Origin of the sequence: Desulfosediminicola ganghwensis (assembly GCF_005116675.2) — a bacterium.
Lineage (GTDB): Bacteria > Desulfobacterota > Desulfobulbia > Desulfobulbales > Desulfocapsaceae > Desulfopila > Desulfopila ganghwensis.
Window position 1 is genome coordinate 1,360,460 of record NZ_CP050699.1, and the last position, 15,157, is coordinate 1,375,616.

At 49.6% G+C, this 15,157-nt stretch carries 16 protein-coding genes; 9 read left to right on the forward strand and 7 right to left on the reverse strand.

The genetic code is table 11. From position 1 onward, the window contains the following. Window positions 1-186 precede the first annotated feature (186 nt). Entirely contained in the window at window positions 187-573 is a 387-nt protein-coding gene (locus tag FCL45_RS05825) for an Hsp20/alpha crystallin family protein (RefSeq protein ID WP_136798831.1), read from the reverse strand. Window positions 574-618: 45 nt separating this feature from the next. Continuing rightward, window positions 619-1,065: an Hsp20/alpha crystallin family protein gene (locus tag FCL45_RS05830; RefSeq protein WP_136798830.1), complete on the reverse strand. Its 447-nt coding sequence runs from the start codon at window positions 1,063-1,065 to the stop codon at window positions 619-621. A gap of 494 nt (window positions 1,066-1,559) precedes the next feature. Here FCL45_RS05830 and FCL45_RS05835 point away from each other — a divergent pair, with 494 nt between their 5' ends. From FCL45_RS05835 to FCL45_RS05845, 3 genes are all read left to right on the forward strand, one after another. Further along, a complete protein-coding gene (locus FCL45_RS05835; RefSeq protein WP_136798829.1) occupies window positions 1,560-2,252 on the forward strand; it encodes a J domain-containing protein in 693 nt (230 codons plus the stop codon). A 283-nt stretch (window positions 2,253-2,535) separates the two neighbouring features. Next, the gene (locus FCL45_RS05840) at window positions 2,536-3,306 is read left to right on the forward strand and encodes an acyl-CoA dehydratase activase (RefSeq protein WP_136798828.1); all 771 of its coding nucleotides are present in this window, start codon (window positions 2,536-2,538) and stop codon (window positions 3,304-3,306) included. A 42-nt stretch (window positions 3,307-3,348) separates the two neighbouring features. Continuing rightward, on the forward strand, window positions 3,349-4,509 hold the full coding sequence (locus FCL45_RS05845; RefSeq protein WP_136798827.1) for a double-cubane-cluster-containing anaerobic reductase: 1,161 nt from the start codon (window positions 3,349-3,351) through the stop codon (window positions 4,507-4,509). Between the two features lie 81 nt (window positions 4,510-4,590). Here FCL45_RS05845 and FCL45_RS05850 read toward each other — a convergent pair whose 3' ends face one another. Then, entirely contained in the window at window positions 4,591-5,514 is a 924-nt protein-coding gene (locus FCL45_RS05850; protein WP_136798826.1) for a 4Fe-4S binding protein, read from the reverse strand. Window positions 5,515-5,934: 420 nt separating this feature from the next. Here FCL45_RS05850 and FCL45_RS05855 point away from each other — a divergent pair, with 420 nt between their 5' ends. The 4 genes from FCL45_RS05855 (at window position 5,935) to FCL45_RS05870 (ending at window position 9,598) form a co-directional block, all read left to right on the forward strand. Beyond that, window positions 5,935-6,417 carry a hypothetical protein gene (locus tag FCL45_RS05855; RefSeq protein WP_136798825.1) on the forward strand — a complete coding sequence of 161 codons (483 nt, stop codon included), beginning with the start codon at window positions 5,935-5,937 and terminating at the stop codon, window positions 6,415-6,417. Between the two features lie 305 nt (window positions 6,418-6,722). Then, window positions 6,723-7,049 (forward strand): hypothetical protein, encoded by a 327-nt coding sequence (locus FCL45_RS05860; protein ID WP_136798824.1) that lies wholly within the window; start codon window positions 6,723-6,725, stop codon window positions 7,047-7,049. 118 nt (window positions 7,050-7,167) lie between these two features. After that, a complete protein-coding gene (locus tag FCL45_RS05865; protein ID WP_136798823.1) occupies window positions 7,168-7,398 on the forward strand; it encodes a dissimilatory sulfite reductase D family protein in 231 nt (76 codons plus the stop codon). A 181-nt stretch (window positions 7,399-7,579) separates the two neighbouring features. After that, entirely contained in the window at window positions 7,580-9,598 is a 2,019-nt protein-coding gene (locus FCL45_RS05870; protein WP_136798822.1) for a hypothetical protein, read from the forward strand. A gap of 118 nt (window positions 9,599-9,716) precedes the next feature. Here FCL45_RS05870 and FCL45_RS05875 read toward each other — a convergent pair whose 3' ends face one another. Next, entirely contained in the window at window positions 9,717-10,751 is a 1,035-nt protein-coding gene (locus FCL45_RS05875) for a TOBE domain-containing protein (protein ID WP_136798821.1), read from the reverse strand. A 56-nt stretch (window positions 10,752-10,807) separates the two neighbouring features. Continuing rightward, entirely contained in the window at window positions 10,808-11,728 is a 921-nt protein-coding gene (locus FCL45_RS05880; RefSeq protein WP_136798820.1) for a sulfite exporter TauE/SafE family protein, read from the reverse strand. Between the two features lie 151 nt (window positions 11,729-11,879). On the opposite strand from FCL45_RS05880, the gene FCL45_RS05885 reads away from it, so the two are divergent. Then, window positions 11,880-13,232, forward strand: a complete 1,353-nt coding sequence (locus FCL45_RS05885) for a radical SAM/SPASM family putative metalloenzyme maturase (RefSeq protein ID WP_136798819.1) — start codon at window positions 11,880-11,882, stop codon at window positions 13,230-13,232. A gap of 84 nt (window positions 13,233-13,316) precedes the next feature. After that, window positions 13,317-13,694, forward strand: coding sequence for a hypothetical protein (locus FCL45_RS05890; RefSeq protein ID WP_136798818.1), 378 nt, complete (start codon window positions 13,317-13,319; stop codon window positions 13,692-13,694). Window positions 13,695-13,739: 45 nt separating this feature from the next. Here FCL45_RS05890 and FCL45_RS05895 read toward each other — a convergent pair whose 3' ends face one another. Further along, window positions 13,740-14,204, reverse strand: a complete 465-nt coding sequence (locus FCL45_RS05895; RefSeq protein ID WP_136798817.1) for a hypothetical protein — start codon at window positions 14,202-14,204, stop codon at window positions 13,740-13,742. 109 nt (window positions 14,205-14,313) lie between these two features. Next, a complete protein-coding gene (locus FCL45_RS05900) occupies window positions 14,314-15,132 on the reverse strand; it encodes an SGNH/GDSL hydrolase family protein (protein WP_136798816.1) in 819 nt (272 codons plus the stop codon). Between the last annotated feature and the right edge of the window lie 25 nt (window positions 15,133-15,157).

Here is a 15,157-nt window from a genome sequence, read left to right on the forward strand (position 1 = left end):
CCCAGGTTCAACTATACGCTTGAGGGGGCTGGGAGGGAATTTAGGTGAATCCCGTGTGGGTTGCAAAAAAAGAATGAGATCGTTCAGGGATTCGATGGCAAATACCTACAGAATGTCCTGTCAGGCATGGCAAGAAACAGCGCCCGAAAATGTGCCAAACATTCCGGGCGCCGGTATCCATAACTGTCAGGCGGAACGGATTTCTATAACCTTGGGCTTTGCTGCTTCAGCCTTAGGCAGGTAGAGTTTGAGTACACCATCCTTCAGCTCCGCATTGACTTTGGGTACGTCAATTGACTGCGGGACGGAAAATACCCTTTTGTACTCGACGCTATCGAACTCTTTCCAGATCTCTGATCCGGAGGTGTCCAGTTTCCGGACTCCGCTGATCTCAAGCCTGCCATTATCAACATGCACGCTAATCTGTTCTTTGGCTACACCAGGCATATCGGCATGTAATAGGATCTGATCGTCATTTTCAAAGATATCAACCAGCGGGGCTATTACCGGCAGCTCTTTGGTGCGTTCCGGCATGCTTTCCTCTTTCAGAATCATTTCTTTTCTATCGCTCATGACTGTCCCTCCATTGAAGTTGTAAATGCACTTATGGAAGATCTATCATTTAATGGTGATTTGCTTGAGTTTGGCAGCTTCAGCCTTTGGCAGACTCAGGGTCAGGATGCCTTCTTTCAGCACCGCTTCAACCCGCTCCGCATCAACCTCCATTGGGAGAGTGAAACTGCGGGTAAACGAGGATGTCCCACGCTCCAGTCGATGCGCTTTGTATCCTTTCGGTAATTCGGCCTTTTTTTCGCCACTGATCTCGACATAGTTTCCCTGGATGCGAAGGGTGATATCCTCCTTTAAAATGCCGGGAAGTTCAACAGCGAGCTTCAGGTGCCCACCCGTGTCAGAGAGGTTTGTGAGCGGACCGCCCTCAAACGGCCTCCAGTCAAAATCCTTGTCATACGATCTGTCAAAATCCGAAAAGAGCCGGTTCATACGATTGCGGAACAGATCCATGGCGCCAAGCATACGGTCAAAGTCACTCGCTCGAGTCCACATAACATTCCTCCTTTTCTGAAGTCAGAAATATGTCGTATGTGCACAAAAATGCGGAGAAAAGTTGTTGTTTTATGTGCTCTCTCCTGTGTTTCTCAGAAATTATGAACGATTGTAATGTCTGTCAATATAGCTACCGGCGTCACGGATGTATTTTCAATTTTCATCCCGATCATTATAAATATTGGCAGAGTAATATTCGGCTCATACCGAGGCTTGGCAGAGTATTCTTGATGCATAAAATATTAAAAAGGCAGGAGAGGGACGAGTTGATATTCGCTGATTATGCCGGCATGCTCTCCGCTTGTTAAACATTCATGTTTTCAGAGGGGGGGGATCGAGCTGCCGGGCTGAAGCAGAATATTTTGAAGATTACTGATACCATGAAAAAAGGAAATGTCGTGGAGGATTGGTAATCCTTCCCCAAGAGGCTCAGCAAGCCAGGAGGAAAACAGGCCGTAAACAGCTTATGAGAAGTAACAGCAGGAGGATCTGAAATGCCTAAAAATTATTATATTATTCTTGGCGTCCCAGAGGATTCAACTCAAGCAGATATCAAAAATGCCTATCGCAAACTCGCAAAAGAATTTCATCCTGATCACCACGGGAACAACCAGTCCCGATTCCAGATAATACATGAGGCGTACAGGGTCCTGAGTGACCCCACCTTGCGCCGTAATTATGATAAGATACTTAAGGGCAGGATTCAGGTTGAACAGCATCGGCGCGCTGGATCTTCGTCACTGGGCAAAGATGATATGGTTGAGCCCCTGATTCCGGAAGAGCGGACTGCCGAGAGTACGATAAGAGCCGTGGACAGATCTATACACCACTATGGCTTTCTCTTTGACAGCCTGTTTGACAGGATGCTGACAGATTTCACCGAATCGACCATGGCAGAGGGTGTTCGCCTGAAGAGTATGACCGTCGAAGTCCTTCTCACCAGAGAACAGGCTGCCAAAGGTGGTAATGTTCATATCAGGGTTCCTGTCCGTTTGCGCTGCCCAAGTTGCCGGAGTCAAACCGGGACCGGTTTTCACAACTGCTGGCGCTGCAGTGGAGCGGGATATCTGACGGGGGAGAAAACTGTTCTGGTCAATTACCCGGCAGGATTGCAGTCTCAGCATACCATGTACATCTCAATTGGCCCTGATGGGCGCAGGCTGGAGGTGATTTTTTCCATCCAGTAATATCCTGCTCTCAGGTAAACCGTGTACGTTTGATAGTTTTTGCAGTTTCTCCGGGCTCTGGCAATTCCAAAACTGCATTTCCGGCTTACTCCGCTCTTTCGCTTCTTTTCAGAATAACTATCGAGAATTCAATTGATTGCATCGATATCTATTTGAATTTCCTATTTGACAAATCGCCCAGTCTAATGCAGTTTGCTGGCTGGCGAAGTTCTGTATGAATACTCCATCATTTTGGGGCAGACGGCGTTATCATGCCGGTAAGGCGAGAGGAGAGAAGCTGTAAATGGGTCAACATTTTGCAGGAATAGATATTGGTTCACGGACCATCGAACTGGTGATAGTCGATAAGGCCGGCACCATAATTGAGAACTTCCAGCGGGACACCGGTTACAACCCCATGAGTGAAGTGGATAGCCTGTTGTCGCAGGTGTCCTATGATGCGATCATGGCCACCGGGTATGGGCGAAATTTGTTTGAACTATCAATCGAAGCCCGGACAGTAACCGAAATCAAGGCGCATGCACGAGGCGCAATGGCCACTTTCCCTGGAGTCCGGACGGTGCTGGATATTGGCGGTCAGGACAGTAAAGTCATCTCTCTGTCTGAGACAGGACGAGTGAGCAGGTTTGAGATGAATGACAGATGTGCGGCGGGAACCGGGAAATTTTTGGAGATCATGGCCAAATCTCTGGGATACCGCATAGAGGATTTCGGAAACGAGGCCCTGGCTGCAAAAAAAGATATCACAATCTCTTCCATGTGTACGGTGTTTGCCGAAAGTGAAGTAACCAGCCTCATAGGCCGGGGCGAAGATTGCAGGGAGATAGCCTTGGGCTTGCACGACAGCGTGGTGCGGCGAGTCAGTGGCATGATTCGAAGAGTCTCGGCAACAGATGCGGGAGAGCTGGTCTTTACCGGCGGTGTGGCCAGGAACCCGTGCATCAGGATGTTGCTTGAGAGAACCCTTGACAGGGAAATACAGGTAGCTGAAGACCCGCAATTAATTGGCGCCTACGGCGCGGCTTTGCTGGCGCTGGAGAGTGCGCTCCAGTAACAGGTTCAGGGAATTGAATATATATTATTAAGGAGAACGTAGATGGAAGAGATGATTCCGCTGTTTGAGGATGAATATGCAGGTCAACCGGCTCCAAAGAGAGTGTTGGCATATATGCAGAAAAAGCAGGAGAACGACCAACCCATCGTCGGCACCTACTGTGCGTACGCTCCGATCGAGATAATGCAGGCCATGGGGCTTACGCCGGCTATTCTCTGCGCCTTTGCCAAAGCAACAATTGCCAGCGCAGAGACTGTTTTGCCGGCGAATCTCTGTCCTTTGATCAAGTCGAGCTATGGCTTCATTCAGGAAGGAAGTTGCCCATTTTTCTCTATGGCCGGTGCGGTTGTCGCTGAAACCACATGTGATGGCAAAAAGAAAATGTTTGAGCTGGCGGCAGAAGTTAAGCCGCTCCATGTGATGGATTTACCGCAGTTGCCGGACGAGGTTGAAGCCAAAGAGAATTGGACCAGAATGATTCGAAAACTGCAGGGTTTTCTGGAGGAGACGTTTAACCGCACGGCTACCGATCTGCAGATCGAAGAGAGCATTAAAAAGAGTAACAAACGAAATCAGCTGATGCGGAAAATCTTTGACTACGCAGCGATCCATCCGCCAGTTATCAATTGGCAGGAGATGTTTGATATCAGTTTTATGGCCCTGCCGTATGATGTTGATGATGCCGTTCCGGTACTGGAGGGGATTATCGAGCGGTTGGAACGGCGTGTAGCCGAAGGGGTTCACTACGGCAGCCAAAACTCACCAAGGGTACTGGTGACAGGCAGCCCGGTTGGTGGAGATGCTTTGAAAATCTACAAGATTATCGAGCAGTGTGGCGGCGTGGTTGTCACTCCGGATTGCTGTACCGGCCTCAAACTTTTTGCGAAGGACTTCGAAGAAGATATGGCGGACCCCGCCGAGGCGCTTGCGAAAAGGTATTTGCAGATTCCATGTTCCTGTATGACACCCAATGAGGGACGTCTGGAGGCGCTCAGTGAAATGATCGAACATTTCAAGCCTGACGCAGTGATCGACTTTGTGCTCACCGCCTGTCATTCTTACAACGTCGAGTCCTATAAGGTCGGCCAGTATATCAGCGAGAAGCACGACATGCCGTTTTTGAAAATTGAGACAGACTACTCCGATAATGATGAGGGCCAGATCCGTACCAAGGTCCAGGCTTTATTTGAGATAATCGACTGATCCCAATCGAGCTGAAAGGTGTTTTTTTGCCAGGAGCCTGTCGGACCCCAGCCCGCAATCGATGATTCGATTGCGGGCTTTTCAATTTGTGAGCGCATCAAGATCAAGCGGGGTTCCCCGTGACGGGTCCAGCTCCAGCCAACGGGCGTTTTCCTTACACTTGCTGACACAGACCCCGCATCCCAGGCAGCGTTCTTCATCAATCACGATACGGCCATCTTCGAGTGAAAGTGCGCCGAACTGGCAAAATCTGACACAGACTCCACAACCGGTGCAGAGACTCTGGTCGGCCTTGCAAACGTAACCGGAGGAGGCCAGCATGGGAGTACCTCTCTGCCAGGCTTGCAAGGCGCCGCAACAACAACCGCAGCAGTTACAGATTGCATAGAAACGGCCAAACAGGTCAGACTTGAAAAATGCATGGTGAACATGACCGCGCCTGTGTTCAGCCTCTGAAATTTCCACTGCTTCTTCAACACTGATTTTTCTGCTCTTGTCAGGATGGTGCTCAAGTACAAAGCTGGTGAAGACTTCTCCGGCAATGATACAGACATCAACAGGTTTACAGTGCTTTTGACGGACCAGGCGGCAAGGGCAGTCGAGCACTGCCAGGTGCAACGGGTTTTCGAGAATTATTGAGCGGGCAAGTTTGTAGGGGATGACCTGTTCCAGATCCTGGATGTCGATTTTTTTGTTTAAAGTGACGATTTTTTTTGCCTCGTCAAGGCAGATGACTTTGCCGTGGTAGGTGTCGGCAAAAGTGACGGGTTCATTGTCTGCAGTGGATTTGTTGGAAGGGTTGAATATTTTGAAGAGAAAGCTGGTCAGCGTCGGAAACCTGCGGGTAAAGCTATGTTCCCGGGTGCCAAAGCCTATGTAATGGTAGATCCAGCGCCCGTAAATATAACCATTTAACAGGTTCTTTAAGGAAAAATTCATGGTGCGACGTCCCACCCGGAAAAACCTTCTGGTGGAAGGTAAGAGAAAAAAAACGGATTTTTTCATGGTCAGCCCGCAGGTAATAGTGATCTTTTTTTTAGTATACCTTGGTAATTGCGCGATATCAAAATGTCGGATGGCTGGTTAAGTCCCCGATAATCTCCTTGAGGTGAGCGAGAAAGAAACGTACTGCTTTTGTTGATCATTGCTGTGTTTACCGACCCCTGGGAAGTGTGTTCTGTGGCCATAATGACCAGGGCTGAGAATCTGATGCTGAATGTTGTGGTTTTTATCTGAAATATCGGTAGAAAAAATTGTGCAATGAAGTGCGAATTCGTCTATCTTTGGTTTGACGCCTAACTATTATAGAGATCGTGTTTGTGACCATCTCTTTGAATCTCACTGGAAGTCATAGTACAGTTGTGTAAGCGCAATATGCCCGTACTTTGGAGTCGTGTAAGGTTCAATTTTATCTGAGTTGAAGCCATGAAAAGAACACAATCGCTATGGTGGTTGCCGGTACATCTTCTGCTTGATTTTTCTCTTGTCGGACAGGCTGTCTCGGCAGAGCCTGCCCAAAAGGATCTGAGCGCATCAGTTAAGGTGAACCAGGCAGGGTATCTGGTTGACGGCAAAGGTTACGATATCGTCTATCCCGCCCAGGCTGGTTTGCTTGAGATAGAAGATCTGGGACGGGGAAGAATTGTTGCCCAGCTCAAAGCAGTACAGCCGAATGAACCGCTTCGTCTGCCCGAACTGGACACCGGGTGGTTTTGCCTGATGGGCGAGGATCAGGTCTCGGTTCCGATCAGGGCGACTGATGACGTTCTTACATCTCCTTTGCAATTGACTACAGCGGAGCAGCAATTGGCCTGGCTGCGACCCTGGAACACGCCACCTTTGGTGCCCATTCAGCCAAGAAGAGCAGTAAGGCCCGGGATGATAACAAGGGTTGACTCCGGCAAATGATGCCAGTTGAAGATGTGCTGCCTTTTCGGTTTGATTTATACTCTGTACTTCGTTTTTTACAGTCGCTTTGACCAGGGCAAGATAGGTGTTGTAAATAAAATTAGGACATGCTAACAGTGTTTGATATTCCATAGGTGAGGCTGGTCAACCCCTGATGATCTCCGCTCTTTGAGGCCGATTTGAACGGTGGGGGCGGCGATGGTACAGAGTGATGCAAATATTGATAATGATTGAGTTGGTATAGAATTATGAGGCAACAACAGCAGTGAGGGGATTGGGGGCCGGAGACAGAGGCCGGAGGAACAATGAATATCCGTGTGCGGGGTAGATTCAGTTCAGTTATGGCGATGGACTTGAGCGCGTTTATGAAGAACACCTATCCGGGACAAGGCTATATCATCATCGATACCGAGGAGATCGAGGCTATTGAGATAAAGGCGGCCCAACTCTTTGTAAAATGCCAGGATGTGCTTGGGCTGCCTGTGGAGAAGATATTTTATACCGGGCGAAGCGCTTTGCAGATAAGCGGTCGTGAGGAAGCGGTAATGCATAAGCCACTTCCAGGAGGAGATGGAAAGATTGTCTCCGGTAACTATGAGAAATTCCTCGATGTCAGGGGCATGATTCACTGATGAGTGGGGCGGGGGTGTGATTTGATCTGCTGAACAGAGCGGAAACGAGAATCCGCTGGTAGCATTTAATTTCAATTGGTTATCAGCTTACTGGGAACCCTAAAAAATGGAGAAACAAATGGCACTATCCGTGGAAGAGTTGAAAGATGCGATTGAGAAAAAAGCAACGACTTCTCCCAAACCGCAACTGTACATCAAGGATTTTTATAAATGTGACCCGGACGCCAAGCCACGAGTCATAAAGAACGTGGCAAATGAAATGGTGCGTGAGGGTCGACTGGTGTTCTGGTCATCAGGCTCGACCACCATGTACGGTATCCCATCGAGAATCCAAAGAGAAGAGGGTTAGGCAGTGAGTGAGGCAACTAGCGCCGGAGCAGTTGAGAGGTTCGACGCTTGTTGCCGCGCATTTTTTGCCAACTGATAAAACCTGCGGAGTAAGGGCCAGGCAGCCTGATGTTCGCTCAATGTAGTCCGATAGATACTAAACAGGGTAGTAACAAGACCAACACATTCACGGAGGCGACTCTATGTTGACAAAAGAGGAATTGGAAGAGCGGGTAGACGATTGTCAGATGACGGAAGACTATGTCGCGGTCGTAGCCGATATTGTTGAGAATATCGGAGATAAAGAGTGGGCTCTGGAAGTGCTGGAAGATGGTGCGGATTGGGCAGGTTCGGCCATGGAGTTCCTGCAGTTTGCCGAAAGCGCCAGCAAGGTGTTGGAAAATAATGAAAAGGCAGGAGAATATATAGAAAAAGCCAAGGAGCTTTGTCGCTCTGCAGAGGAACTCATCAAACTGGCGGATGCCGTGCATGGGGCAGGTGATGCTGAGACGGCAAAGGCCACCTACACTGAAGCTGCCGGAAAATGCAGCAAAGGCATAGAACTTCTGGAATTAAGTAAGCATGTCCTTGACACCACGGGAGAAAAGGAGCTGGCTGAAGAGATTTCCTCCCAGGCAACAGCAAAATGTACCAACGCCTCAGATTTTGCGGCCCTGGCCCAGGGCATTGCTGATAAGATTGGCGACAAGGCATGGGCTCGTAAGGTGTTTGACGAAGGACGTGCACTGTGCAAGAGCAGTAAAGACTTTCAGGACATGGCGGTTGCAGCAAGTCAGAACCTTCAGGATGCGGGACTGGTGCAGGAGGTTGTCCGGGAAGCGGCTGAAAAGTTGGAAAAGGGTTCAGAATTGCAAGGGCTGGGACTGGTCTGCGCCAAGGAATTGAATGACAGGGATAACGCAGTCTCTCTGTTGAGGGCGGCCAGCGAAAAGTTTGAAGGAGGTGCCGAGCTGGTTAAGCTGGCAGAAAAGACCCTGGAGGAGCTTGAAGATCTGTCACTGGCTAAAGAGTTTTATAGAAAGGCGGGTGACATCTCCACCAAACATTCTGAACTGCTGCAGTTGGCGGAGTCGGTACGGGTCAAGGCCGATGATAGTGAGTTGGCTGCAGAGTTCTATGTTCGTGCTGGAGAAGCAGCCGACGACTCATCTCAGATGCTTGCCACGTCTAAGGCTCTTGCCGAAAATGCGGGCAATCTTGATGGTGCCTTACGACTGCTGCGCTCTGCAGAGAAAAAGGCTGCTACACCAGCAGCTTTCGAGCAGGTGGCGCAGGCTGTACTTGAATATGCCACAGACGATGAGTGGAAAAGTTCCATCAGTCAGCAGCTTGAAAAACGGCAGGCAAACCCTGATAAGTATAAGAACTTCATGCAGCAGGAGATGGAGTGCGTGACCAGCGGAGCCTTTCGTAACCTGGCGGTTGCCGTGAACAGTGAACTCGCAGATGAACCGTATTGCAGGAGGCTATTGGAAAAAGGCGAAAAAGTGAGCAGCACCTTCGACGAGTATCTGAGTCTGGCCGGTGAGATCGGCAATCAGTTGTGTGATGCGGAATGGGCAAGGAGCATATTCGATTACATGCTTTCCCGCTGGCAGGATCTGCCCAGCGTTAACAAGGTAGTGGCAAGCGGCATCAGGCAATTGTCTGATGGTGAGGCGTTTGCTCGCACGGTCTATAGTGAGCAGGAAGAGGGGTTGGTGAAAGGTGGTGACTTTGTGCGCCTTGGCAGATCGATTCTGGCAAATCTCAAGGATAAAGAGTGGGCCACAAAACTCTACCGTCAGGCCGAAGAGCATTATGAATTGCGTGATCAGTTTGCCATGTTGGCCGGCGCGGTTCAAAAGGATCTTGGAGATCAGGCCTGGGCCCAGCAACTCTATCGTAAAGCTTTTGAACTTTGCGGTAATTCAGCGGAATTCAGCCAACTCACTCAGCTCCTCAGTAAGGATGAAGGTGCGGGTAAAGCTGTAGTGAGGGACCTGCACGCAGAGGCTGAAAGCAAATTCACCAGTGCCGAGGATCTCTATCGGCTTGCCGAGTCCACCTATTGTTTCTTTCAGGACAAATCCTGGGCTACCCGTCTTTATACCGCGGCCACTGAAGCCGGCGATGCCAGGGAGTTGCGGTTCACTATCGCATCATCTATTGAGAGTGTGCTCGGAGACAGAGGGTGGGCCGGTCGGGTAAGAACGATGTGATGATGATGGATCGTAATTAACACGAACAGCTCATTTAACAGCGAACGGACCAGAGCATGGTCCGGTATGAAGACGCGATACCTTCGGATAAACCCTGCTTCAGCCCATGGAGCGGGGTTTATCCGTCCAGATGCAGGATGACACCATAGCAGTTGAACAGTGCCCACACCTCATCACCCGCTTTCAGGCGGAGAGCCCGGCCGCTCTCGCTTGAGATGACGGCGCAGAGTGTCGTGCCGTCGGCAAGTTTCACCACATATTCACTGCTCACTTTACCACTGTTGATGGTTTGAATTACGCCATTCAGCACATTGTCAGCGCTGCTGCCAGGCCGCTCGGATGAATTTTGCAGAATAACCCAGGGTGCCTTGACTTCCGCCGTTATGAGTTGCCCTTCGCTCAGACCAAGATTTTCCAGACTGTTAGTGGTGATCATGGTAGTGATGGTGTTGCCACTGAGGGTTGCAAGGGTAATGGTTGCCTGAATTTCACCTTTGCGGATGGCTTGTATTTTGCCGAAAAAGGAATTTCTGGCACTTGTCTTCCTGTTTGCTTCACGCTCAATGTATACCCGTGTTAACCGATCGATCTCGTCAGGTGTGAATGTGACATAGGCCGAGGTGAGATTTGGTGTTGACTGACCGAGCATCTCCTGTACTGCCGGCATTGGCAGGTTGCCGCGCATCAACTCTGCTGCACGGGCTCCACGTATCATCTCCGGTCCGGCAAGCTGCTTGTCGAAGCCGCATTCATGGGCCCGCTCGTAAAATTTTCTGCGGATAAAGGCGGGGTCTACATCCAGGGAATTCAGTAGAGGAGCAAACTCCGGGAGGTCGAGCACCTCCTGCAGCTCAATGGCAAATTGTTCAGAGATATGGACCTTTCTGCTGGAAAGCGAACCATCTGCCCTGTCTCCCTTGAAGCTGATCTGATGATTGGCAAAATCGATATCATTTGCCGGAGTGAGTGACAGTACCTCGCTCAGCTTTGCACCGGTATAACGGATAAGCAGGAAGATAATGAGAATGCGCTGGCGGGAGAGACGAACATCGTCTCGCTTTGGCGCTTTGGCCCACTCGCGAAAGCGTGTTTCCAGGGTGTGCAGCTGTTCTGCATCCAGATAACTGCGCTGATCTTTAATTGCAACTTTCACGTGAGAACTATTGATGATTTTTTATGAAAAATACCTTTCACATCTCTTTATGATTATCACGATAATATGAAGTCAGCGATATATTTTACGGCTGTAAATATGATTACCACAGCGAGCATAAGCTTGATGTGTGTGGCGGAGACATACTTCTGACAGCGGGCCCCGAAGTAAATGCCCAACATTCCGCCCAGGCCGAAGAGCAGCCCTAAGGCCCAATCCGGAGAAACAGCAGTTTCAGGGAAAAATGGAGCAATGGCCTGGTAAAAAATGACTCCGGCCACTGAGGTGACGAACGTTCCCATGAGAGCGGCACCTGCCACGGTATGGACCGGGAGCCCAAAGAACGTGACCAGAAATGGGGTAATAATTGAGCCGCCACCTATACCATAGATGCCGCCAACCACCCCGACCACGAGACTGAGCATGAAAAGTGATATGATTGAGACCTCAAACCCGGTCTCATTGAAGGAATAGCACATGCGAGTCCAGCTCAGGTGCGTAACCCGAACCTGGGAGCCGATGATCTCGGTATCTTTGGCAACATTCTCCCGGGCCGCAACTTTTGAGGCCCGTTCCCGTCGCATTTGCATCAGGCTTTTTACCATCCTGATACCTATGTAGATCAGCACGCAGGCGGCAAAAAGTTTGAAATATCTGGGGTCCGGCAGATAGAGAACCCTGACTACAGCGCCAATGAATACGCCAGGTAAGGTACCGAGGATGATGATCCAGGTCAGCGGCCAGACCATTCGGCCCTCCTTGCAATAACGGTAGACGCCGCTGGGGATGGCTACAATGTTAAACAATTGGTTGGTGGCGCTCACGGAAGGAGCTGTATATCCAAGAAATGTCATTTGGTATGGCAAGAGCAGAAACGCTCCGGAGATACCTCCCATCGAAGTGAAAAAGGAGATAACAAAGGCCACCAGTGGGGGAACCCATAAAGAAACCTCAACTCCGGAAATGGGGAAAAACATGGATAACCTCGCAAATGATAATTGGTAGTGACACGGTAGTTATAGTTTTCGTGTCATGGAAAATTATCATGCCTGAATGATGGAAGTCAAGGGAAGTTAGTGGTGGAATGCGTGGAATTGTGGAACTATAGAGTGCTGTTTGGTTGAGGCGGTGACAAAAACGGAAAAGGAAAAAGTGTTTGGTTTGATGGAAAATAGATTGAGTTGCAATCCAGAGAAGGTTTACGCAGAGCTTACCACGCGCTGCAATCTGCAATGTGAGATGTGTGTTAAATATATGGAGGGCAGCAGCATCGTTGAAGATGATATGTCTCTTGCTACCTTCAGCAGGCTGCTTCCGGCTCTCGCTCACGCAGACGCTCTTGTCCTGAATGGCATAGGGGAGCCGTTGTTGCATCCTGCCCTTCCTGAAATTGTTGAAATGGCGGCGAAAGCGATGAAAGCAGACTCTTCCATCGGCTTCCAGAGTAATGGTCTGCTTCTCGATGAGTCACGTGGCCGGGAACTTGTTTCGGCCGGGTTGGGAACTATATGTCTTTCTGTGGATAATTTTTCTGAACCTGGAGATGGTATCGGTAATGCGTGCGGGACCAACGGGGGTAAGGAACACTCGTTTATCTCTGTTCAGCGTGGCTTGAAAAATCTGGAGGCTGTACGAAAATACGCGAAAACAGGCTTTCGCATCGGGCTTGAAATCGTATTGACCAGGGGAAACTACCGGCAGCTGCCAAAGTTCATTCGTTGGGGGGCAGAGAACGGGGTGGATTATATTATTACCACCAACCTTATTCTCTACGATGGCCAAAGTGAGCAGGCAAGTCTGTTCAATCCCAGTTTCCAAGGGGCCATTGCGCTTTTTGAGCGTTATAAAACCAGGGCGAAAGAGCAGGGTGTAGAGTTGGAAAAGGCCTTTGCCAATTACCGCAGGTTCGCGGGAACACGGTCCACTGCAACAGAGATGAAAATCCTTACACAACTGCAAAAGGAAGCCAGGGAACACGATGTCCGGCTGAACCTGGAAGGATTGTTTCACTATTCCGGCATATCGCTCAAGGAGGTTGAGCAATACTGTAAAGAGGCTTTCAGTATCGCTCAACAACATGGGATAGAACTTGTGTTGCCTCCATTGCAGGCCCAGGATCAGCGCAGCTGTCCCTTTATTGAAGAGAAAACTGCCTGTATAAATGTCAGAGGCGATGTGATGCCTTGCCACTTTCTCTGGCATAATTATTCGTGCCGGGTTTCGCAGGAAGAGATTCAGGTCCGGGAGCGAATCATGGGCAACATAAACAACATGAATCTGACGGAGATCTGGCAGCGGGGTGAATTTCGGCAATTTCGGCAAGAGGCTGGAGAATATGAGTACACCCCGTGCTGGAGCTGTTCCATGGCACCATGTGTGAATCTCATAAACGAAAATGCCAGCGGGGCCAATGACTGTTTCGGTAGCCAGGTTCCCTGTGGTCATTGTCAATGGAGCCTGGGAGGGATACGTTGTCTGTAGCAAAGGATGTGAGAGTTACGCTTTTTCTATCGATGTTGAGCAATTGTTTGCCGGCCATTGGTATGCCCGGCAGGGGAGGAGGAGATGACAGCTTTTTTTGATCTTGCCAACATCGCGGCGGGAGTGATTCTGGCTATTGAGGTATTGAGGGATATTCAGGGCGTTGGTTGGCGATTACAAAAGCTCGAGTGCTGGCTGAGAGAGTATCAGCAGTATATTGGCTGGGCTTGTCTGGGCTTCGGGGCATTCTTTCTGCTGCTCAAGCCGGGGTATGTGGTCCACGACCTGGTTGGAGTCTGTGCCGGCTTATTATTGCTGAAAAGTAAGGTGCTGGTTATTCCGGGAATAGGCGGTTATCTGGAAAAAGCTGCCGAAAAACTGAATTCCCTGGAAGTAGCGGTAGGAATTGCAGCTATTGTGGTTGGATTGTTTGGACTACTGAAGATCCCGATATTTGCCTGATGATTTTGGCGGGCAGGGATCATGCAATTCGTTTTGAAGGTTCTCTCAGAAAAGTTTCTGCCATTGCTCACCTTCCATCTCGATAAAATCGTCGCCGAGTCGCCAGAAATGGACTTTGTTGAGATCGGAGATTGAGTAATACGCACCTGCAGGAATTCTTTTGTGGGATTTTTTCGAGAGGAAGAGCCCACCGAAAAGGAACCTGCGATCCGGTTCGTTGTCTTCTCTCAATGTTCTGTATTCGATATAGTCAGGCGCTGCGAAATAGAGATAATTTCCAGACTCTGCCTCAAGTTGATAAATTCCCTGGGGCAGAATAATGCCTGATTCCGCATCTCTGCTGTCAAGCCATATCATCGGTTCCATAAGAACTATTTTTTTGGTGCTGTAGTCAATGCTTTGCACTTTCTGCTCAAGATCTTCAATGGGGCTCAGTCTGGTGACGCCACATCCCCCCAATGTCAGCAGAGGGATGAGTATGGCCACAAGGCCCCAGATTTTTTTGAGCATGGTGTCTCCGCGATGAAAACGAGGATTCCGGTAAGAGAGGACACCTAAAGTATACCGATGGCAGAGCAACTGTACAACCTGCCATCGGCATGAGAGCATGAAGTTGAGTTCAACCGGCACTATTTTTCTTTCTGCGACCTGCAATGCCAGCGATTGCAAGGCCTGTGGAGAATAGCAGGCAAGTGGCAGGTTCCGGAACCGGGTTTAAAACCTGAAGGGCGCTCTTTGCGATAAGTTCATGTCCGGTTGCGGATGGGTGGAAGCCATCTATCCAGAAGAGTCCTGATCTCTGCTCTTCCGGTATAGCTGCGAAAATAGAAAATGCATCAAGGAAATAGAGTGTTGTGTCAGAATGAATGTTTACAAATTCCTGCAATTTCGTCTCGAGTTCGCTATTGAACCATAGAGTCCATGCTGTCGCATTGGCTGCTGTATCGGTACCTTGACTCATAAATGCTGGTGTTGCACCAATGTCGGGTAGATTCGGGACCAGGATTTCCCGGGCCCCTAATGTGTACAGCTTTTCTAGTGCACTGTAGATATTTACAGGGCCGTCATAACGGGGTCCAATGAGCAGGTCGTTGGCACCGGCCCAGAGTGTAACGAGGGTGTCAGTCGGGGCAACTCCGGAAAAGGTCCAGGCATCGATCTGTGCCTGCAGGCCGGAGTTTGGGATTCCAACATAATTGTCATAAGCGGTGGTACCTCCTCCCACTGAATAATTGATGAGAGTTGCGGCATCAGAATGTGCCATTGTTTCAACCCAAACGAGTCCGTCGGTGAAACGTCCGGCGTTGCCGGTATCGGAGAGACTGTCACCGAATGAAAAGATTGTGGAGTAGGCATGTGAAGTTGTCGCTGTTGCGGCCGAGAGAATAAGAAAAACACCGAAAATAACGGACGGTACTGACGAATGTTTTCTTTTCATTGAGTCACCCTTGGGAAAAATGATG